The following is a 20,010-nucleotide window of genomic DNA, read 5'->3' as shown; positions in this document are numbered from 1 at the left end:
GGGGTTTCATAAGTTTCCCCGGGGCCGGCACCTTTTTTTTAAAACCACCGCGGCCCCCCCCCCCCGGGGCCCCGGCTGCAATCGCAGCCGGGCCTCTTTGCTTGTGCCGCACCAACCTGATGCTACTCAGGGACTGTTGGGCACTTTGTAGTCGTCGCGCTTAAAATACTGCATCGCGATAAAGGAGATCATAAACCCGGAAATAACCCCCTCCAGCATCAGCACCGAAAAAATGACGATACCCGGGGTCGCGGTCACCATCTCTCCCAGATATTGGTTTGACGACAGCATTTGGATGAGCGCTTCGCCAGAGATTTTAGCATACGCCACCATAAAGACCGCAAACAGCACAGTGGCCGTAACAGAGGTAATCATACCGGTTCCAATCCCTTTGAAATAGCCGATCTGGCCTCCAGAAGCCCGCTTGTAGCCTTTTATGGCCAGCACAATCCCAACTGCGAGGATAATGCCGTTCAAAAAGCGTAGCTCAACGATATGCACCAACCCCAGCATATTCATCAGCAGAAAATACGCGACCAGGCCGGCAGCCGTAAGGAGTCCGTATTTAAAGCCGATTTTTTCCATGGTTTGGTTTCGTGGTATTTTTCAAAAAAGTTCAGGTAAACCTTGCTGCTAGCTACATTTGGCCGGGCATGGAATGGTCGCGCCGCTTAAACCACTGCATGGCGATAAACGCGATCAGCAGGCCGGGCACGGCTCCATACAATATTGTCAGTACAAAAAGCGAGAGCTTTGTGAGGCTGTCAGGGAATAAAGCGCTTGCCTGCAGGTTTTCAATATAGCCTGTCCGGAAGGCGGTCAGGAATACCATCAGGAAAAGCGCCAGGATAACGGAAGAGACCACCCCCACCGTGGCCCCGATGCCCAGCCCCTCGAAATAAGGGACAATGCCGTTGCGCATACGCTTGAAACGGGAGATAGCGACACTGATGCCGATAACCAAGAAAAGGCCGCTGATAAAAGACAACTCAATATTTTCGATTAAGCCCAACACCCACATCAGGATAAAATAAACGATGTGAGCCAGACCCACCAGAATACCATACTTGATAGCCACACTTTGGTAAGTAACGGTAGATGATGCCATATTTGATGTTTTTAGTTTAGTTCAATAGTTTTTTTAGGAACAGATTAGGAGTACAATTGGTTAAATAGTGGCGGCTTACACTGGTAAGCTGCCGCTAGTAGCAGGCCAATCGTATATTATCAAAATTATATACTAAAGAATCAGGCATGGCGTTGTGCTTTACAACATGTTTTTTGGCGCAAGCGACCCAAGTTACTGAATCTGAAACATATGCAGGGCCTATTTCGCAAAGCAAACTATACCCCTGGATGTGCCCGATAAGCGCTAAACCACGATTTATTTTGTAACTTTGCACCCGTATCAGTTTTCATACCCACAAAAAAGCTTCTATGATCAGTACGAACAATGTCAGCTTGGCTTACGGCAAGCGCACATTATTTGAAGATGTTACCATAAAATTCGTTCCCGGCAACTGCTATGGCCTTATTGGGGCCAACGGGGCCGGAAAATCCACGTTCCTCAAAATCCTCTCCGGTGAGATAGACCCCAACACGGGCACTGTCGATATTCCGGCTAATGCGCGCCTGGCTATCCTGAAGCAGAACCACTTCGAGTACGACGAGTATCAGGCGCTGCAGACGGTGATCATGGGCCACAAGCGCCTGCATGCCATCATGCAGGAAAAAGACGCCGTGTATGCCAAGCCGGATTTCTCGGAGGCCGACGGACTGCGTGCCGCCGAGCTGGAGGGCGAGTTTGCCGACCTGGAGGGATGGAACGCCGAATATGAGGCAGCCGAGCTTCTCAGTGGCCTCGGCATCAGCGAGGAGCTGCATTATGCCCAGATGAAAGACTTGAGCGGTAGCGAGAAAGTACGCGTGCTGCTGGCCCAGGCCTTGTTCGGCAACCCGGATATCCTGCTGCTTGATGAGCCAACCAACCACCTGGACGCAGAGTCGATCATGTGGCTCGAAAACTTCCTCGACAACTTCAAGAACACAGTGATCGTGGTGTCACACGACCGCCACTTTCTGGATGCCGTGTGTACGCACGTGGCAGACATCGACTTCGGTAAGATTCAGATGTTTGCCGGTAACTACAGCTTCTGGTATGAGTCGAGCCAGCTCGCGCTGAAGCAACGCTCAGACGCCAATAAAAAGACCGATGAAAAGCGCAAGGAACTGGAGGAGTTCATCCGCCGTTTCAGTGCCAACGCGTCCAAATCGAAGCAGGCAACCTCCCGTTCCAAACTGCTCGAGAAACTTACCTTCGAAGACATCAAGCCTTCCTCCCGCAAGTACCCATACATCGCGTTCAAGCCGGAGCGCGAAGCGGGCAACCAGCTGCTGAATGTGGAGGGCCTGAGCAAGTCGATCGACGGCACCACTATTTTTCAGGGCGTGAACCTGATGGTGAACAAAGGGGACAAAATTGCCGTGCTCGGTCGAAACGACCTGGCCGCCTCTACTTTTTTCCAGGTGATCATGGATGAGGTGAAGCAGGACGCGGGCGAGTATCAGTGGGGCACTACTATCACAGCCTCTTTCTTCCCGAAAGACAACGCTGAGTTTTTTGAGACGAAGCTGAACCTGGTAGACTGGCTGCGTCAGTTCTCGGTTGAAAAGGACGAGAGCTTCATCCGTGGCTTTCTGGGACGCATGCTCTTTTCAGGCGAAGAGTCGCTGAAGCAGGCCAATGTGCTGTCGGGTGGTGAGAAAGTGCGTTGCATGTTCTCGCGCATGATGCTACAGTCTGGCAACGTGTTGGTTTTTGACGAGCCTACCAATCACCTCGACCTGGAATCGATCACGGCGCTTAACAACGCCCTGCGCGACTTCGACGGCACGATCCTGTTCTCTTCCCATGACTTGCAGTTTGTGGATACGATTGCCAACCGTATTCTGGAGCTCACACCGAGCGGCATCATCGACAAGCGCATGTCTTACGAAGAGTACCTGTCTGACGACACCATCCGGGAGCTGCGCAAGAAGATGTATGCCACCGAAATGGTCTGACCCTAACCCAATACCTAAACGATGCACTTGAACTGGCGATTTTCATCCGTATTCTCTGTGGCGCTTCTGCTATTTTTGGCCGGAAACTTTACGGCGCAGGCGCAGGTGGTGCCTGACTCTACGCAGCAACAGAAACAGGAACTGCCCACGGGCCCTCCCATGCCTGTAGAGCAGCCAAGGCCACCGCAACGTCAGCCTGAACCGCGCCCGGTGCCACAACCTGAAACCCCTGAAACCTCTGGCCGCTTAGAAGAACAGGAAAAAGTCGATATGCCGTTGCGGCATATCGACCGCATGTATGTTGGCGGAAGTTTTGGCCTGCAGTTTGGCACGTATACCAACATCTCGTTGCTCCCGATTATAGGGTATAAGGTCACGGACAAATTCAGCATCGGCACGGGCTTCGTGTACCACTATATAAAATACCTCGGTAGCGCCTACAGCAGTTACGGGGGACGTGTCTTCACACAGCTGGAGCTTTTCTCTATAGGTGATGGCGCCGTGCTCGGCCATGCGGAAGTGGAGTTCCTGAATACAAAATTCGAGAATCAGAGAGGCACTATTGGCAATGACCGCACCACCCTCACGCTCCCGTTGGTGGGCCTTGGCTACCGGCAGTTCATCAGCGACAAGGCCTCAGTGGATATGCTGTTGTTGTATAATGCAAACAGCGAGGTTATCGGAAACCCCTACAGTAATCCTGTGATTCGGGTGGGCTTCAATATACCGTTGACCAGCAGATAGTTTAAAATAGCACAATAAAAAAGCGGCTGTCAGATAACTGACAGCCGCTTTTTTATTGTGCTATTTTTTTGGGCTCTAGCCCCGTATGAGTCGTAGCAATACTACAATGATGGCAATCACCAGTAGAATATGAATCAGGCCTCCAACGGCATCAGGAAATCCTAAGAAACCGATCAGCCAGATGATTACAAGCACTACAGCGATGATATACAATAAATTTCCCATAGTTTTATTTGTTTAGTGTGTTCTAGTTTTATTTGAAATGTATTACGCAGGTTAGCGGTTTAAGTTAAGCACTTCGTATAAGGCGAAGCAACACTGCAATTACCGCAATCACGAGCAGCACGTGAATGATTCCACCAACGGCATCGGGGAAACCCAAAAATCCGATCAGCCAAAATATCACAAGTACTACTGCGATGATGTAAAGTAAATTTCCCATAGTTTTAGCGTTTAGCCTTTTAAAGCGAGACAACTCCGTGTAAGGGTGAAATTGCCTCTGTTGTTGTATTTTTCATTAATTACTGCTTTTTACGGCACGTCTTTATAAAAGATTTATATTAATCTATTAGTTTATATAACAAAGTGAATGATTAACGAAAAATCAGGTTAATAAACCTCATTTGTCGCTCATACTTAACATGTTAGAGCCCTTAAAAAAAGCCTTTATTTGCTTTTACCCTACCGCAATTATCTAACACACAGGCCTTATCACCCGATTTGCATGCGTTAATGAGCCGGCCGTAGATTTAAGAATTCTAAGATACCAGGGTGTCCACCGGATAAAACTTCCGAAATTGTTAGCTTTGTGCTCTAAACAATACCCAAAAGCAGACCTATGAAAAAAATCGCAGTTATTGGATCCGGCACCATGGGCAACGGCATTGCGCATGTGTTCGCCCAGAACGGCTTTTCCGTTTCGTTGATTGATATTTCTGAGGAGGCGTTGCAGAAAGCTGTCGGCACCATAACCAAAAACCTGGACAGAATTGTTGCCAAGGGAAACCTGACGGATGAGCAGAAAGCCCAGACCCTACAGCACATCACAACTTATACCAGTATGCAGGATGGTGTGCAGGACGTGGATCTGGTAGTGGAGGCCGCCACCGAGAACGAGGAACTCAAACTGAAGATATTCCGCAATCTGAGCGAATTTGCAAAGCCCGAGGCCATACTTGCCTCCAACACCTCCTCTATCTCCATCACCAAGATCGCCGCGGTTACTGACCGCCCCGACAAAGTGATTGGCATGCACTTCATGAACCCGGTACCCGTGATGAAACTCGTGGAAGTCATCCGCGGCTACGCGACCTCGGATGAGGTGACGGAGAAGATCGTGGCACTCTCCAGAGAGTTGGGCAAGGTGCCCGCCGAGGCAAATGACTACCCGGGCTTTGTGGCCAACCGCATCCTGATGCCAATGATCAACGAGGCCATCTATACTCTGTTTGAAGGTGTGGCCGGGGTTGAGGAAATAGACACGATCATGAAGCTGGGTATGGCGCATCCGATGGGCCCTTTGCAGCTTGCCGATTTCATCGGGCTGGACGTGTGCCTTTCTATCCTGCATGTGCTCCACGACGGTTTTGGCAACCCCAAGTATGCGCCGTGCCCCCTGCTGGTGAACATGGTACAGGCAGGCCACAAAGGAGCCAAGTCTGGCCAGGGCTTTTACAACTGGGCAAAAGGCTCTAAAGAGCTCGTGGTGGCCGACAGATTCAGGAAGCACTGATCAGGGTATAAACTTTACCGACACCTATATATAAAGAGGCCTCTGCCGGAAATCCGGCAGAGGCCTCTTTATGATGCTAAAGAATGAGTTTACACGGCCATGGCGTGGTCGCGCAGCACATCGTTCAGCGATGTCTTCAGGTCCGTGCTTTCTTTGCGCTGCCCGATAATGAGGGCACAAGGCACCTGGAACTCGCCAGCCGGAAATTTCTTGGTGTATGACCCCGGGATCACCACGGAGCGCGGCGGCACATACCCTTTGTAAATCTTCTCTTCCGTGCCCGTCACGTCAAAGATTTTAGAGCTGCCCGTAATGGTCACCCCTGCCCCGATCACAGCCTCTTTGCCAATGCGGCAACCCTCTACCAGGATACTGCGCGAACCTATAAAGGCGCCGTCCTCGATAATAACCGGAGCCGCCTGCACAGGCTCCAGCACGCCGCCGAGCCCTACACCGCCGCTCAGGTGCACATTTTTACCGACCTGTGCACAGCTGCCCACGGTGGCCCAGGTATCCACCATCGTACCCGAGTCTACGTATGCGCCAATGTTCACGTAGGAAGGCATCATCACAACACCTCTGTTCAGGAACGACCCGTAGCGCGCCACTGCGTGCGGCACCACGCGCACACCGAGTTGCTCATAGTTGCGCTTAAGGGCAATCTTGTCATGAAACTCAAACGGCCCCACTTCTATCGTCTTCATCGCCTGAATCGGGAAGTACAGCAGCACCGCCTTCTTCACCCATTCGTTCACCACCCAATCATCTCCCTTGGGCTCTGCCACACGCAGAAGGCCCTTGTCCAGGTCCTCAATCACGGCGCGGATGGCCTCTACGGTTGTGCTCTCCTTTAGCAACTCTCGGTTGTCCCAGGCTTGCTCAATTATGTTTCTAAGCTCCATGTCTGTCTGTTAAGTTGATTTACTAATAATACCCAAAAGTATTAAATTTATGCGATGTCTGAAAAGAGAATCCTGATTGCTTCGTTGCTCAAGCCCATTAACGATACCCGCATGTATGAAAAGCTGGGCGTATCGCTGAGCCTGCTGCCGCAGGTGCAGGTGCACCTCGTCGGGTTTCAGGCCCCCTCCCCTCCCGGCGCTCCGGCAAACATGCGCTTCCACCCCCTTTTCAGGTTCAGGCGACTGAGCCTCGGGCGGGTTGCCGCCCAGTTCGCCTACTACCGGCTGCTGCGCCAGCTAAAGCCCGACCTCATCATTGTCTGCACACACGAGCTGCTGCTGGCCAACCACCTGTATTGCCAACGGCATTCGTGCCAGTTAGTGTATGATGTGCAGGAAAACTACGCGCTAAACCTCGCCTCGCAGGACAACTATGCGCCGCTGCTCAAAAAAGCACTTGGCTGGGGAGTGGGTATGCTGGAGCGGCGCCTTGCCCGGCATGTGGCGCACTTTCTGGTGGCCGAGCAGAGTTACGTGCAGGAGCTACCCTTTTTGGGCCGTCGCCATACCCTCCTTGAAAATAAGTACAAGCCAGCGCCAACCTACCGTATACCTCCCACTCCGACCCAGGTTGGGCCAGATCCGCTGCGCCTGCTGTACACGGGCACAATGGCCCGGCTGTATGGCGTGTTCGAGGCAATTGCGCTGGCCGATGCGCTATACCAGCTGGAGCCCGGAACCAGCCTGACGCTGATCGGCTACTGCGCTGATAGCGACACGTTGCGGCAAATTGAACAATTGGCAGAGGACAGGCCATACCTAACCCTCATTGGCGGGGGCACACTCGTGCCGCATCAGCAAATCGTGGAGGCTTTTAAAACTCATGATGTAGCGCTGATGCCGTATCAGCCGCACGAGAGCACGTTCCGCTGTATGCCCACCAAGCTGTATGAGTATGCTGCCCACGCCCTCCCTATGGTCGTGCAGCAGAACCCACTCTGGGACGCCTTTCTCAAGGCACATCAGGCAGGTATAGCTATTGATTATACCGCGCCGGACTCCTCCGCGCTTCTCCGTGAACTCAGGAAGCAACAGTTTTATGAACCCGGCGTGCCGTCCGGCGTATTCTGGGATAGTGAAGAAAAAAAACTGCTTACGGTGATGCGGCAGTTGCTTCATCAATAACCATACATCTTAAATTTTATTTTTAGATGTATCTAAATTTCGATTTAAAACTCTTACATTTATAAAATTAACTAGAAAACATATGCGTAACGCTAAAATTGCAGGCGTCGGACATTATGTGCCTGACCAGGTAGTGACAAACAAGGATCTGGAGAAGATAATGGACACCTCGGATGAATGGATTCGGGAAAGAACCGGTATCGTGGAGCGCCGCTACTTTCAGGAGGGTATAGACACGACCGCCAACATGGGGGCTGAGGCCTCCCGCAGGGCTCTGAAAAAAGCTGGGCTGGAGCCGAAGGACGTGGACATGATCATCTTCGCCACCCTGAGCCCGGACTATACATTCCCTGGGTCGGGCGTGCTGATGCAGCGTGAACTCGGCCTGAAGGACATCCCTGCCCTGGACGTGCGCAACCAGTGCTCCGGCTTTATATATGCCTTGTCTGTTGGCGATCAATTCATCAAGACCGGTATGTATGACACCGTGCTGGTGGTGGGTGCCGAGATCCATTCCAGCGGACTGGACTTCTCTACCCGGGGCCGTGGCGTTTCGGTTATCTTCGGCGACGGAGCTGGTGCCGTTGTGCTCAGGCCGTCCGACAGCAAGGACCACGGTATCCTCTCCACACACTTGCACGCAGACGGTGAGTTTGCCGAGGAATTGGCCGTGCTGGCCCCGGACACGAACAAGAAAGAGCGCCTGACCCATGAGATGATCGACAATGGCTCGATTTACCCCTACATGAACGGAAACACGGTGTTCAAGCATGCCGTCACCCGCTTCCCGGAGGTGATACAGGAGGCCTTGCAGAAAAACGGGTATAAACCAGAGGACATCGACATGCTGATTCCGCACCAGGCGAATCTGCGCATCACCTCATACATCCAGCAGAAAATGGGCTTGCCCGCCGAGCGCGTGTTCAGCAACATCCACAAGTACGGCAATACCACGGCTGCCTCGGTGCCCATCGCCCTGAGCGAGGCCCTGGAGGAAGGCCGCATCAAGGAAGGCGACCTGGTATGCCTGGCTGCCTTCGGAAGCGGCTTTACCTGGGCCTCGGCCCTGATCCGCTGGTAGGCATCAATTTTTAAATGACTGGATTTTGAACACGGTTATAGCTACAACATCGGGTACACCATTTCAAAATTCAGTCATTCATTTATTCAACCATTCAGAATCAAGCGTGTGCATAGCTTCACAGAGGAGAATTACATCAAGAACATTTTCAAACTTTCTGAGAACGGGACGCAGGAAGTGAACACCAATGCCATAGCGGAGGCGCTGGACACCAAGGCAGCTTCTGTTACCGACATGCTGCGGAAGTTGAGCGCCAAAGAGCTGGTAAATTATGTAAAGTACCGGGGCGTATCGCTCACCGACGAGGGCAAGCGCGTGGCGCTGCAGGTTATCCGGAAGCACCGGCTTTGGGAGGTTTTCCTGGTAGAGAAACTGAAGTTTAGCTGGGACGAGGTGCATGACGTGGCAGAGGAGTTGGAGCATGTCGGCTCGTCGCTGCTGACCAAGCGGCTGGATGAATTCCTGGGCCATCCGCAGTTCGACCCACACGGAGACCCGATCCCGACGGAGAACGGCGAACTGCACCTGAAAAAGCAGCGCCTGCTTGCCGAGCTGGAGGTAAACGACGGTGGCGTGGTGGTGGGCGTGAACGACTCGCAGCCGCTTTTCCTGCAGTACCTCGACAAAATGGGGATTTCCCTGGGCTCCAGAATCATGGTGCTCGACCGGTTTGGGTATGACAATTCCCTGGAGATCAGTTTGGAGGACGATAAAAGGCTGGTAGTGTCCAGCGAGGTTTCCAAGAACATTTTCCTGTCTGCTTAACAGTACTTTTCAACTAACCATGAGATTCACCCAACTTCTATTTTCATTTTTTGCCTTACTAGCGCTGTTTACTTCGGCCTGCACCCAAACCGAAGACAAAGGCGCGGTACAAACAGGTGAACGAATGAAAATTGTAACCACTACCAGTATTCTGAAAGATGCCGTTGTTAATATTATTGGAGATGCAGCTGATGTAGAAGCCATTATGGGCAGCGGTGTAGATCCGCACTTATACAAAGCCACACAAGGTGATCTTCAAAAGCTCACCAATGCGGATGTTGTGGTATATAATGGCCTACATCTGGAGGGTAAAATGGGAGAAGTTCTGGAGAAGCTTAGCAGACAGAAAACAGTGTTGGCCGGAGCAGAAAGTATAGCGGAAGATAAATTAAGACGTTCGCCACAGTTTCAGGATAGCCATGACCCGCACATCTGGTTTGATGTTATGCTTTGGAAAGAAGTTGTACAGCACTTAAGCGAAGAATTTCAAAAAAAGGACCCTGCTAACGCAGCTGTTTACAAACAAAACTCAGCCGCCTACCTGAAACAGTTAGACGAATTAAACCAGTGGGTAAGCCAGGAAATTGCCTCTATCCCTGAAAACCAACGCATACTAATTACAGCACACGATGCTTTTGGGTATTTCGGAGATGCTTATAAAATAGATGTGCGGGGCCTGCAAGGCATTTCAACTGTGTCTGAATTTGGTTTGCAGGATGTGGCCTCTTTGGTAAACTATATTGCACAGAATAAGATTAAGGCTGTGTTTGTAGAGTCATCGGTTTCGCCGAAGGCTATTGAGGCTGTAGTTATAGGTAGTGAGCAAAAAGGCCACAACGTTAAAATTGGCGGCACTTTATATTCCGATGCCTTAGGCGAAGACGGCACTCCAGAGGGCACCTATATCGGAATGGTTCGCCACAACGTGAACACCATTGTATCTTCTTTAAAATAAGCCATGATACTCCAAGTAGATAATCCTGTTGTAGAAGTACACGACCTGACAGTAAGTTATGATCGCAAGCCCGTTTTATGGGGAATAGACCTGACGATACCTGCCGGCTCGTTGGTAGGCGTCATTGGCCCTAACGGTGCTGGTAAATCCACACTCATCAAAGCGATGATGGACCTGCTGCCTACGGGTAGCGGTTATGTGCGCATTTTCGATAAGCCCATTAATGAAGTCCGAAAAAGAATAAGCTATGTGCCGCAACGTGAATCTGTAGACTGGGATTTTCCGGCCTCGGTTTTTGATGTGGTACTTATGGGCCGCTACGGAAACCTTGGGCTTTTTAGCAGGCCGCGAAAGGCTGATAAAGATGCGGCCATGGAAGCACTGGAGAAAGTGGGGATGCAATCTTACGCGCAACGCCAGATATCCCAATTATCAGGCGGACAGCAACAGCGTGTTTTCCTGGCAAGGGCTTTAGCACAAAATGCTGATCTATACTTTATGGATGAGCCCTTTGCCGGTGTAGATATCGCTACCGAAACAGCTATTATAGAATTGCTTCGCACTATGCGAGACCAGGGCAAAACGGTTATTGTGGTTCACCATGACCTGCAATCCGCAGCCGATTACTTCGACTGGGTAGTATTACTGAACATGCGACTGGTAGGCTCCGGACCAACAGAGAAAGTGCTTACGCAAGAATTACTGGAACAAACGTATGGCGGTAAATTAACTGTTTTAAGCAAAGTAGGCGACCTACTTCAGAAACAGGAATTTCCGTCGAGAGAGAAACAGAGGTAATAATGCATATAGTATCACCTGCATCTTAAAGCTTCACTTTTAAATAACCCCATGAAGGAATTTTTTGAATTCTTCTCCTTTGCCGATGCTAATGTTCGTTTCGTAACACTAGGCTCAGTGCTGCTGGCTGGAAGCTCTGCTGTGGTAGGTTGTTTTACGTTACTCCGCAAACGGGCATTGGTCGGCGATGCCGTGGCCCATGCCGTATTACCCGGTGTATGCCTTGCGTTTATACTTTCGGGCACTAAAAACCCACTTATACTTTTAATTGGCGCGTTTATAACGGGATGGTTATCCCTTATCATCATTGATTTTATCACAGCAAAGTCGCGCATTAAAGAAGACACAGCTATCGGTTTGGTCTTATCTGTTTTCTTCGGGATAGGTATACTTTTGCTTACCTCCATTCAGCACTCGGGTAATGCAGCGCAAAGTGGTTTAGATAAGTTCTTGTTTGGTAATGCCGCATCGCTTGTTGGCGAAGACCTGATCATCTTCAGTATAGTTGCTGTATTGCTGCTAACTGCCACTGTGGTTTTTTACAAAGAGCTAAAGCTGCTATGCTTTGATGAGGTATATGCCAAAACTATTGGCTTTCCGGTAAGAGGGTTAGAGCTACTGTTAACGACACTTACTGTTCTGGCTGTGGTAGTTGGCATTCAGGCTGTGGGGGTTGTGCTTATGGCGGCGATGCTTATTACACCTGCGGCGGCAGCCCGTTTCTGGACAGACAAACTTGGGGTGATGTTGGTGTTGGCAGCGGTTATAGGTGCCATCTCAGGTGTTTCAGGCGCTTTTGTATCATACACTGCCCCTGCTATGCCTACCGGGCCATGGATTGTTTTAATTGTGTCTCTTATCGCGACCTTCTCCTTTGCCTTTGCTCCTAACAAAGGTTGGATAGCCCGCATCGTGCGCCAACGCCTGAACAAGAAACGGATACTAGAGGAAAACCTCTTAAAACTACTATACCAGCTTAGCGAAAACAAGCAGGATTTTCATACACCGCGCCCCATGCACGAGTTGCTGGATAAACGCTCTTTTCCGGTAAAAGAAGCTGCTTCAGGATTGGCGAAATTAAAGTCGCAGGGATATCTGGAAAAAATAAAGGACGGTTGGGTTTTAACTGCTGAGGGTATAACCCGAGGTAGAAGAGTCGTTAGACTTCACAGGTTATGGGAATTATACCTTACGCAATATTTACACTTGGCCTCTGACCACGTGCATGAAGACGCAGAAACCATCGAACATATTATTACACCCGAACTGGAGAAGCGGCTATTGGTAGAACTAAACTTCCCGATACTGGACCCACACAGCTCTAAAATACCTTGATAGTTCTAAGTTAGTAAAGCATCTCCGGTAGGTTAAAATTGATGTGCAGCTTAAAATCAACAAGGCAAAATTAAAGTAACATGAACGCATTCTGGATTATATTAACTGGTTCGTTGGTAGCTACGTGCTGTAGTTTGCTTGGCTGCTACCTGATTTTGCGCCGGATGGCAATGATTGGTGACGCCATCTCGCATGCCGTGCTGCCAGGCATTGTGATTGCCTTTTTACTTACAGGCTCCCGCGATTCAGTGCCAATGATTATCGGTGCAGGTCTATTAGGAGTGCTAACCACTTTCCTGATCGAGTTCTTCCACAAATATGCCCGGGTGCAATCTGACGCAGCCATTGGTGTAACATTTACCTGGTTATTTGCCATTGGCATTATACTAATCTCGGTATTTGCCGGGCAGGTTGATCTGGACCAGGACTGCGTTTTATACGGTGAGATAGCATACGTACCGCTGGATTTATGGATAACGGAAGGTGGCCTCAGCCTTGGCCCACGCACAGTCTGGACCATAGGATTTGTTACGATTCTCATCATTGCCTTTATCCTATTTGGCTACAAAGAGCTTTTCCTGACAGCATTCGACTCTGGTTATGCAGCCGCTATTGGCGTATCCACATCGCTTTGGTACTACCTGCTCATGACGGCGGTTTCGTTAACCACGGTCGCCTCATTCGAATCGGTTGGCGCTATACTTGTGGTAGCGTTACTGGTTGCCCCTCCAGCTACGGCATATCTCTTAACTGATAACTTCAAAACCATGCTGGTTCTGTCTGTTGCTCTAGGTATAATAGCCTCCTTTGCAGGATACTATCTGGCTGTTTGGATGGATGGTTCTATAGCTGGTGCAATTGCTACCATAACAGGTGTTGAATTTTTACTAGCTTTCCTTTTCTCTCCATCACGGGGAATCCTGATCAACAGAAAGCTTGTGCAACCTGTACAACATTAAGACACAAGAAACTTAAATTGGCTATTGGTGTTGCAAATAATGTATTCAAATTTCAGAAAAGACATGTTTCCTAAACTATCCATACTTCCTTTTCTAGCACTGCTCTCGCTTGGTTCTTGTAATAAGTACACATCAGCCACAACGTCAAATGCAGCTGCTCATGAGATGCAGCAGTCTAGCAGTGTTACAGTTGTGAACGCAAGAGCTGATTCACCAAATCCATCAGAGAAAATCAAATGGCTCACGATAGAGCAGGCGGAAGCCCGCATGAAACGCGAGCCCCGCAAAGTGCTGGTGGATGTATACACCGACTGGTGCGGCTGGTGCAAAAAGATGGACAAGGAGACCTTTACCGACCCGGGGGTGGCCGCGCTCATCAACCAGCATTTCTATGCTGTGAAACTGGATGCGGAGGGAACAGAGCCCATTTCCATCAAAGGCCAGACGTTCAACTACAAACCCGAGTACAAATCGCATGAACTGGCAGTGGCCCTGCTAAACGGCCAGCTGAGTTTCCCGACCACCGTTTTCCTGGACGAAGAACTGGGCATGCTCTCCCCTGTTCCTGGCTATCTCGATGCGAAAAACATGACCCAGATCCTGAAATATTTCGGCGAGAATTACCACCAGAACATGTCGTGGAAAGAGTTTGAGAAGCAGGCGAAGTAGGCTTTACATTTCCCTAATCCAACCACCCCTGCCCCTCAGAGCTACGCTCGCAAGCTTCGAACTCGCGTTCTCGCTTGTCTAAGGAGGGGCGTTTGCTTAAACTATGGCAAGCTTCACGCTTTATAGTGTACCTAGTAACAAGACAGACTTTTCATTTTGCTGATCTAGGTATAAACTCAAGTTAAGTGCTACTACGGTTTAAGAAGTAATAAAACGCCCCTCCTTAGCCAAGGAGGGGCCGGGGGTGGTTGGACTCGGGAAAGCTGCTTCAAACATCAACCGGAAACTCCCCTATTATATCCCCTATTAAAATTGTAAATTTGCGCATTGCATACAGCAAAAATTTACTGTTTTGATAAACCACCATTTCTCCAACGATACCATTGTCGCGGTTGCTACAGCCCCCGGTGTGGGAGCCATTGCCGTCATCCGATTGTCAGGCCCGGAGGCCATCACCATCACCAATACCGTTTTTAAGGGAAAGGACCTTACGACTCAGGCAAGCCATACCATCCACTTCGGCACCATCCGCGACGCGGACAAGGTTTTGGACGAAGTGCTGGTGTCGCTTTTTATGGGGCCTCACTCCTATACCAAAGAGCATGTGGTGGAGATTTCCTGCCATGGCTCCGACTTTATCGTGCAGCAAATCATGCAGCTCCTGCTGAAGCACGGTGCCCGTCTGGCCAACGCCGGAGAATTTACAAAACGCGCCTTCCTGAACGGTCAGTTTGACCTGGCACAAGCCGAGGCCGTGGCTGACCTCATTGCCTCCGACTCAGCCCTCTCGCACGAAGTGGCGATGAAGCAGATGCGCGGCGGGTTTTCGCAGGAAATAAAACGGCTGCGCGGAGAACTGGTGCATTTTGCCTCGATGATAGAATTGGAGCTGGACTTTGGCGAGGAGGATGTCGAATTCGCTGACCGTGAGCAGCTGCGCACCCTCATCCTGCACATACAGGGAATTATCCGGGAGTTGCTGAAGTCGTTTGAGCTGGGCAACGTGATCAAGAACGGCGTCCCGACCGTGATTGTGGGCAAGCCTAACGCCGGCAAATCCACGCTGCTAAACAAGCTGCTGAACGAAGAGAAAGCCATCGTGTCCGATGTGCCGGGCACCACCCGCGACTTCATCGAAGATGAGATCAACATTTCGGGCATCACCTTCCGCTTCATCGACACGGCTGGCCTGCGCGAGACAACGGATAAAGTGGAGGCATTAGGCGTGGAGCGCACCATGCAGAAACTCAGCCAGTCGTCGCTCATCATTTACCTTTTCGACATAACCGAAGTAACGGCCGAAGAAGTGCAGGCTGAGTTGGACAGGCTGAACCCAAAGAAAATGCCTATTGTAGCCGTAGCCAACAAAATAGACCAGGCCACGCCGGGAAAACTGAAAGCGTTTGACAGTATAGAAGGTTTGCTCACAATTTCTGCCGCCAAAGGGGCTCACCTGGAGGAACTGAAGCAGGGATTAGTGGAGAAGGTGAACCTGGGTAAGCTGAACGTGCAGCAACACACCATCGTCACCAACCTCCGCCACGTAGACAGCCTCAACAAAACATACGCTGCACTGGATGATGTGCTGAACGGCCTTGCCCTGGGTATGAGCGGCGATCTGGTAGCCGCCGATATACGCCGGGCACTGTATAGCTTAGGGGAAATTACCGGGGAGATTACCACAGATGATTTGCTCGATAATATTTTTACGAAGTTTTGCATCGGCAAATAAATTGTCAGAATCAGGGTTTTCAGGATGTAAGGACCAACAGGATATCATGCCCCCGCAGCATTCGCACTTGCCCTAAAGAACCTCATGGCGAATGCGAACGCCATGGCTACCAGATTCCAAAAATTCACACCACAAATACGTTCCTTCGTAGGGACAGGTCGCGACCTGTCCGCGCAACAAACCTGAGCCTAAAACAAAATGGTTACCGCACCAATACGCATGGCCTGCAATAAAACGGATGCTATGATTTCAAGTCTCCCCATAACCTGACCCCAGGACTGCCTGCCAATGCAATCAGAAGTATAAATTCAGGCAAGCTTGGCTATAGAACACTCTGCTCCTCCATACATCCCGAAAACCCAGATTCAGATAATGTACCTTGTGCACGATTCGGACAGGTCGCGACCTGTCCCTACGAAGGGATAAATAATTTGCATTATATATATATTTCTCTTCCATTTTCTATACCTTGTACTTCTGTTTTAACATGGATTACAAGCTTACATGGCCACTAACAACACCCCCACCGCCAAAGCAAAGGCGGATATAGATTTTGAAAACGAACTCTGGAATGCTGCCAACGAGCTGCGTGGCGCTGTAGCCGAGAACCAGTACAAAGACTACGTGCTCTCGCTGCTGTTTGTAAAGCACCTGAGTGAGCGCTACGAACTGCGCAAGCAGGAACTGCAGCAATCCCTTTTCACTGACCCCGTAGAGACGCACTATTTTGCGTCTCTAACACCCGAAGAACAACAGCAGCAACTGGCATTGGTACTCGAAGACGAGCTGGAGTACCAGGTAAAGAACGTGTACCGTTTGCCCCACCAAGCCACCTGGGAGTACCTGCGCGAGAATGCCGAGCAGGACGACATAAAAGTGAAGGTAGACCAGGCCTTTGTGCTGCTCGATGAGCTGCTGGCCAAGCGCAACCCCGACTACAAAGGTGTGCTGGAGCCGATCTTCGTGAAAAGCCAGCTCTCCCCTACGCAGGTGGCCGGGCTCATCAACCTGTTCTCCAAAGAGAAGTTCTCCGAGATCAACAACCCCGAGTCTGATAATTACGGCCGCGTGTATGAGTACTACATTGGTAAGTTTGCCATGGCCGAAGGCTCCGGTGCGGGGCAGTTCTTTACGCCGGGCTCGGTGGTGCGGCTGCTCGTGGAAATGCTGGAGCCGCTCAAGGGCCGCATCATGGACCTGGCCTGCGGCTCGGGTAGTATGTTTGTGCAGAGCCTGAAGTTTTTGCAGGCGCACGGCGGAGACAAAAACGACATCTCCATTTACGGGCAGGAGCGCTACGAAGGCACGCTGCGCCTCTGCAAAATGAACCTGCTGCTGCGCAACCTCTCCTTCGACGTGAAGCTGGGTGACTCGCTGCTGCAGGACCGCTTCCCCGACCTGAAGGCCGACTACGCCCTCATGAACCCGCCGTTCAACATCAGTAAAGTCACCACAGCTCTACCCGATAACAACCCGCGCCTCTTCGGGGCCAAAGATATCTTTACCACCCCCGGCAACGCCAATTACATGTGGTTCCAGACGCTGTGGCAGCACCTGAGCGAGCGCGGCACGGCGGGCGTGGTGATGGCCAACGGCGCCATGACCACTGGAAGCGCCGGCGAAAAGAACGTGCGCGAGCACATGATTAAAGACGGAATGCTAGACTGCATCGTGCAGATGCCCGACAAGCTGTTCCTGACCACCGGTATACCAGCCTGTATATTTATATTGAGCAAGAACCGCGACGGACGCGACGGCGAGCACCGCGAGCGCAAAAACGAGATCCTCTTCATTGATGCCCGCAAAATGGGCACCATGGCCAGCCGCCTGCGTGTGTTCGAAGATGCCGACGTGGCCCGCATTGCCGACACCTATCATACCTGGCGCAACTTGGGCGGCAGCTATACCGATGTTGAAGGCTTCTGCAAGGCCGCTACCTTAGCCGAGGTGGCTGCCAACAACTACGTGCTCTCGCCGGGCCGCTACGTAGGCTCCGAAGCCGAGGAAGACGACGGTGTTCCGTTTGAAGAGAAGATGAAGTTGCTGACCTCCGAACTGGCCGCTCAGTTTGAAGAAAGCGCCCTGCTGGAGAAGCGGATTCGCGAGAATCTGGAGGGGATTGGGTTTGTAGTATAAAGCTATAGGTGTATAAAAAATTACTAACTCATCTTTGATATTAATATTAAGTGGAAGAAAAAATTAAAGACCAAAGCAATGCAACGGCAATTATTACATTAACAATTGGCTGTTTTTTAGCTTTCGCAATGCCTTTCATATTAACAAGAGAAACATTATGTAATGCTTTCGATTTTTCTGCTACTGGCCAAATTGGGGATACTATTGGAGGTATTGTTGGACCAATACTTAATTTCACCGGCTTAATACTAGTCTATCTATCCTTTAAACAACAGTACGTCGCAAACGAAATACAACGAAATGGAATGAATGAACAGGCTAATACAGCAAATAATATAAAAGTATTCAACATAATTATTGACCTTATCAATGAGTTAAAGGAAGAAATTAAGTTACTGACAATTTCATTAGAAGAGAGAAAAACAGGCCATATTATTATGGGCCTAGAATACGAAAACAAGAAATTTGAGGGCCTTTTTTCACTCATTGAAATTATTTCACTTTTAAAAGATGATAGCGGTAACCACAGATATGTTATAACAAATACAGCAAAGAATTACGGGCATCAAGTTATATACATTGTAAACCTTGTTCTGCTGATAGTAAATAAAATTTCAGAATTTGATTTCTCAGATTCTGACAAATCTATTCTTAAGGATAAGCTTAGAATACTTTATACATCTAAGTTAGAATACTATCTAACAGAGCTACTTACTGCATTAAAAGAAGCAGAAGATCAGAATCCTGAAAATATTGGAATACTCGGTGAGGGATTTACTGATAATCTAACAATTAAGCTGGAAGAAATAAATACAAATCTATTGAAGTAACAAGTTTTAATATATCTGACATATTTTATAAGAAAAACATGCCAACAAGAGAAGAGCTCAATTTAAATGGTATTTATGAATGGGAGACAGTAAAAGATAAATATAAAAACCCATCATTATTATTAGGTAATGGTTTTAGTATGATGTTCTCACAAAACTTCTCATACAATTCATTATTTGATATTTTTCTACAAAACACTAATGATCAATTTAGAGAGTTATTCTCTCATTTCGATACAACTAATTTCGAATTGATTCAAAAGTATCTCACATATTCATTGAAAGTTAACTCCATTTTAGGACTACCAACTGAAGTGATTGTGCAGGCAATAGATGAGTTGAAAAATGGATTAATTCGAACAATAGAACAAGTTCATCCAAGATGCTCTGAGATCAATTTTACACAGCTTCATTACATTGCGCAGCAACTTAAAGATTTCGGTGATATATACACTACTAACTATGATATGTACTTATATCATATCATAATGCTATCTAACGATATTGCAAGAGTAAAAAAAGATTATATCGCTTACCAAGATTGGTTTTGGGGAAGGAACAATGCACCTCAAGGCTTTCTTGAGTTTATGACTACTCAAGATTACGAATACAAGCACATTTTTTACTTACACGGTTCCCTATTTATATTTAACAGGGGAGTGTTGAATATAATGTTAAAGAGAGAAAGTGCCAACGCAGAATTAATAAATCTTATAGCTAATCAGATTCGAAATGATAGCTTCCCTGTCTTCATTACTGAAGGAAGTGGAGCACAAAAATTAGAAGGAATAAATAATAACAACTATCTATATTTCTGTTTAAAAAAGTTGAAATCTTCATCCTCTCCAATTATGATTTTTGGTAATGCAATGGGCGAGTTTGACAATCACATACTTGATGCCATTAAAGAGAGGCCTAGAGATATTATTTATTGAATTTATCCTGGTGAAAGGACTATGGAAAGCATAAATGCCGAGAAGTATAATTTCACTTCTAAGTTTAATGATTACAATAAGCAAATTTCAATTGTTGATTCTACTACAGTTTTTGACTTAAACTACTTTTAGAATATCACCTTCCTAATTGCTTTAAAGTCAACAAAATTTTTCGCCGTTGTTGGTGTT

At 48.9% G+C, this 20,010-nt stretch carries 20 protein-coding genes; 15 read left to right on the top strand and 5 right to left on the bottom strand.

The window, feature by feature from the left end; genetic code table 11:
- Window positions 1-126: 126 nt before the first annotated feature.
- Together MKJ04_RS15315 and MKJ04_RS15310 are read right to left on the bottom strand one after the other, a co-directional pair.
- Complete coding sequence (locus MKJ04_RS15315; protein WP_241642525.1) at window positions 127-585, bottom strand: DUF4199 domain-containing protein; 459 nt, start codon at window positions 583-585, stop codon at window positions 127-129.
- Between the two features lie 52 nt (window positions 586-637).
- Window positions 638-1,108 (bottom strand): DUF4199 domain-containing protein, encoded by a 471-nt coding sequence (locus MKJ04_RS15310; protein ID WP_241642524.1) that lies wholly within the window; start codon window positions 1,106-1,108, stop codon window positions 638-640.
- A gap of 329 nt (window positions 1,109-1,437) precedes the next feature.
- On the opposite strand from MKJ04_RS15310, the gene MKJ04_RS15305 reads away from it, so the two are divergent.
- Together MKJ04_RS15305 and MKJ04_RS15300 are read left to right on the top strand one after the other, a co-directional pair.
- Complete coding sequence (locus tag MKJ04_RS15305) at window positions 1,438-3,063, top strand: ABC-F family ATP-binding cassette domain-containing protein (protein WP_241642523.1); 1,626 nt, start codon at window positions 1,438-1,440, stop codon at window positions 3,061-3,063.
- A 21-nt stretch (window positions 3,064-3,084) separates the two neighbouring features.
- Window positions 3,085-3,807 (top strand): hypothetical protein, encoded by a 723-nt coding sequence (locus MKJ04_RS15300; protein WP_241642522.1) that lies wholly within the window; start codon window positions 3,085-3,087, stop codon window positions 3,805-3,807.
- Between the two features lie 75 nt (window positions 3,808-3,882).
- Here the strand turns inward: MKJ04_RS15300 and MKJ04_RS15295 are convergent, their stop codons facing one another.
- Together MKJ04_RS15295 and MKJ04_RS15290 are read right to left on the bottom strand one after the other, a co-directional pair.
- Complete coding sequence (locus MKJ04_RS15295) at window positions 3,883-4,032, bottom strand: lmo0937 family membrane protein (protein WP_115566706.1); 150 nt, start codon at window positions 4,030-4,032, stop codon at window positions 3,883-3,885.
- Window positions 4,033-4,096: 64 nt separating this feature from the next.
- Window positions 4,097-4,249, bottom strand: a complete 153-nt coding sequence (locus tag MKJ04_RS15290; protein ID WP_139237079.1) for a lmo0937 family membrane protein — start codon at window positions 4,247-4,249, stop codon at window positions 4,097-4,099.
- Between the two features lie 396 nt (window positions 4,250-4,645).
- On the opposite strand from MKJ04_RS15290, the gene MKJ04_RS15285 reads away from it, so the two are divergent.
- Window positions 4,646-5,539 carry a 3-hydroxybutyryl-CoA dehydrogenase gene (locus MKJ04_RS15285; protein ID WP_241642521.1) on the top strand — a complete coding sequence of 298 codons (894 nt, stop codon included), beginning with the start codon at window positions 4,646-4,648 and terminating at the stop codon, window positions 5,537-5,539.
- 89 nt (window positions 5,540-5,628) lie between these two features.
- On the opposite strand, the gene MKJ04_RS15280 is transcribed toward MKJ04_RS15285, so the two are convergent.
- Window positions 5,629-6,441: a 2,3,4,5-tetrahydropyridine-2,6-dicarboxylate N-succinyltransferase gene (locus MKJ04_RS15280; RefSeq protein WP_241642520.1), complete on the bottom strand. Its 813-nt coding sequence runs from the start codon at window positions 6,439-6,441 to the stop codon at window positions 5,629-5,631.
- Between the two features lie 54 nt (window positions 6,442-6,495).
- Between MKJ04_RS15280 and MKJ04_RS15275 the strand changes: the two genes are divergently transcribed.
- From MKJ04_RS15275 to MKJ04_RS15220, 12 genes are all read left to right on the top strand, one after another.
- Window positions 6,496-7,626, top strand: coding sequence for a glycosyltransferase (locus MKJ04_RS15275; RefSeq protein ID WP_241642519.1), 1,131 nt, complete (start codon window positions 6,496-6,498; stop codon window positions 7,624-7,626).
- An 82-nt stretch (window positions 7,627-7,708) separates the two neighbouring features.
- The gene (locus MKJ04_RS15270) at window positions 7,709-8,707 is read left to right on the top strand and encodes a 3-oxoacyl-ACP synthase III family protein (RefSeq protein ID WP_241642518.1); all 999 of its coding nucleotides are present in this window, start codon (window positions 7,709-7,711) and stop codon (window positions 8,705-8,707) included.
- A 108-nt stretch (window positions 8,708-8,815) separates the two neighbouring features.
- Window positions 8,816-9,472, top strand: a complete 657-nt coding sequence (locus tag MKJ04_RS15265; protein WP_241642517.1) for a metal-dependent transcriptional regulator — start codon at window positions 8,816-8,818, stop codon at window positions 9,470-9,472.
- A 19-nt stretch (window positions 9,473-9,491) separates the two neighbouring features.
- The gene (locus MKJ04_RS15260; protein WP_241642516.1) at window positions 9,492-10,427 is read left to right on the top strand and encodes a metal ABC transporter solute-binding protein, Zn/Mn family; all 936 of its coding nucleotides are present in this window, start codon (window positions 9,492-9,494) and stop codon (window positions 10,425-10,427) included.
- A 3-nt stretch (window positions 10,428-10,430) separates the two neighbouring features.
- On the top strand, window positions 10,431-11,225 hold the full coding sequence (locus MKJ04_RS15255) for a metal ABC transporter ATP-binding protein (RefSeq protein WP_241642515.1): 795 nt from the start codon (window positions 10,431-10,433) through the stop codon (window positions 11,223-11,225).
- Window positions 11,226-11,276: 51 nt separating this feature from the next.
- Complete coding sequence (locus MKJ04_RS15250) at window positions 11,277-12,560, top strand: iron chelate uptake ABC transporter family permease subunit (RefSeq protein WP_241642514.1); 1,284 nt, start codon at window positions 11,277-11,279, stop codon at window positions 12,558-12,560.
- Window positions 12,561-12,640: 80 nt separating this feature from the next.
- Window positions 12,641-13,519, top strand: coding sequence for a metal ABC transporter permease (locus MKJ04_RS15245; protein ID WP_241642513.1), 879 nt, complete (start codon window positions 12,641-12,643; stop codon window positions 13,517-13,519).
- Window positions 13,520-13,711: 192 nt separating this feature from the next.
- On the top strand, window positions 13,712-14,188 hold the full coding sequence (locus MKJ04_RS15240; protein ID WP_241642512.1) for a thioredoxin family protein: 477 nt from the start codon (window positions 13,712-13,714) through the stop codon (window positions 14,186-14,188).
- 352 nt (window positions 14,189-14,540) lie between these two features.
- The gene (mnmE, locus tag MKJ04_RS15235) at window positions 14,541-15,920 is read left to right on the top strand and encodes a tRNA uridine-5-carboxymethylaminomethyl(34) synthesis GTPase MnmE (RefSeq protein ID WP_241642511.1); all 1,380 of its coding nucleotides are present in this window, start codon (window positions 14,541-14,543) and stop codon (window positions 15,918-15,920) included.
- 504 nt (window positions 15,921-16,424) lie between these two features.
- Complete coding sequence (locus MKJ04_RS15230) at window positions 16,425-18,056, top strand: type I restriction-modification system subunit M (protein WP_241642510.1); 1,632 nt, start codon at window positions 16,425-16,427, stop codon at window positions 18,054-18,056.
- 50 nt (window positions 18,057-18,106) lie between these two features.
- Window positions 18,107-18,886, top strand: a complete 780-nt coding sequence (locus MKJ04_RS15225; protein ID WP_241642509.1) for a hypothetical protein — start codon at window positions 18,107-18,109, stop codon at window positions 18,884-18,886.
- A 38-nt stretch (window positions 18,887-18,924) separates the two neighbouring features.
- Complete coding sequence (locus tag MKJ04_RS15220) at window positions 18,925-19,821, top strand: DUF4917 family protein (RefSeq protein ID WP_241642508.1); 897 nt, start codon at window positions 18,925-18,927, stop codon at window positions 19,819-19,821.
- Window positions 19,822-20,010: the final 189 nt, after the last annotated feature.

Source organism: Pontibacter sp. E15-1 (assembly GCF_022601975.1).
In the GTDB taxonomy this organism is placed as follows: domain Bacteria; phylum Bacteroidota; class Bacteroidia; order Cytophagales; family Hymenobacteraceae; genus Pontibacter.
Note: the sequence above shows the minus strand (reverse complement) of the source record. Positions and strands in the feature narration are given on the sequence as shown.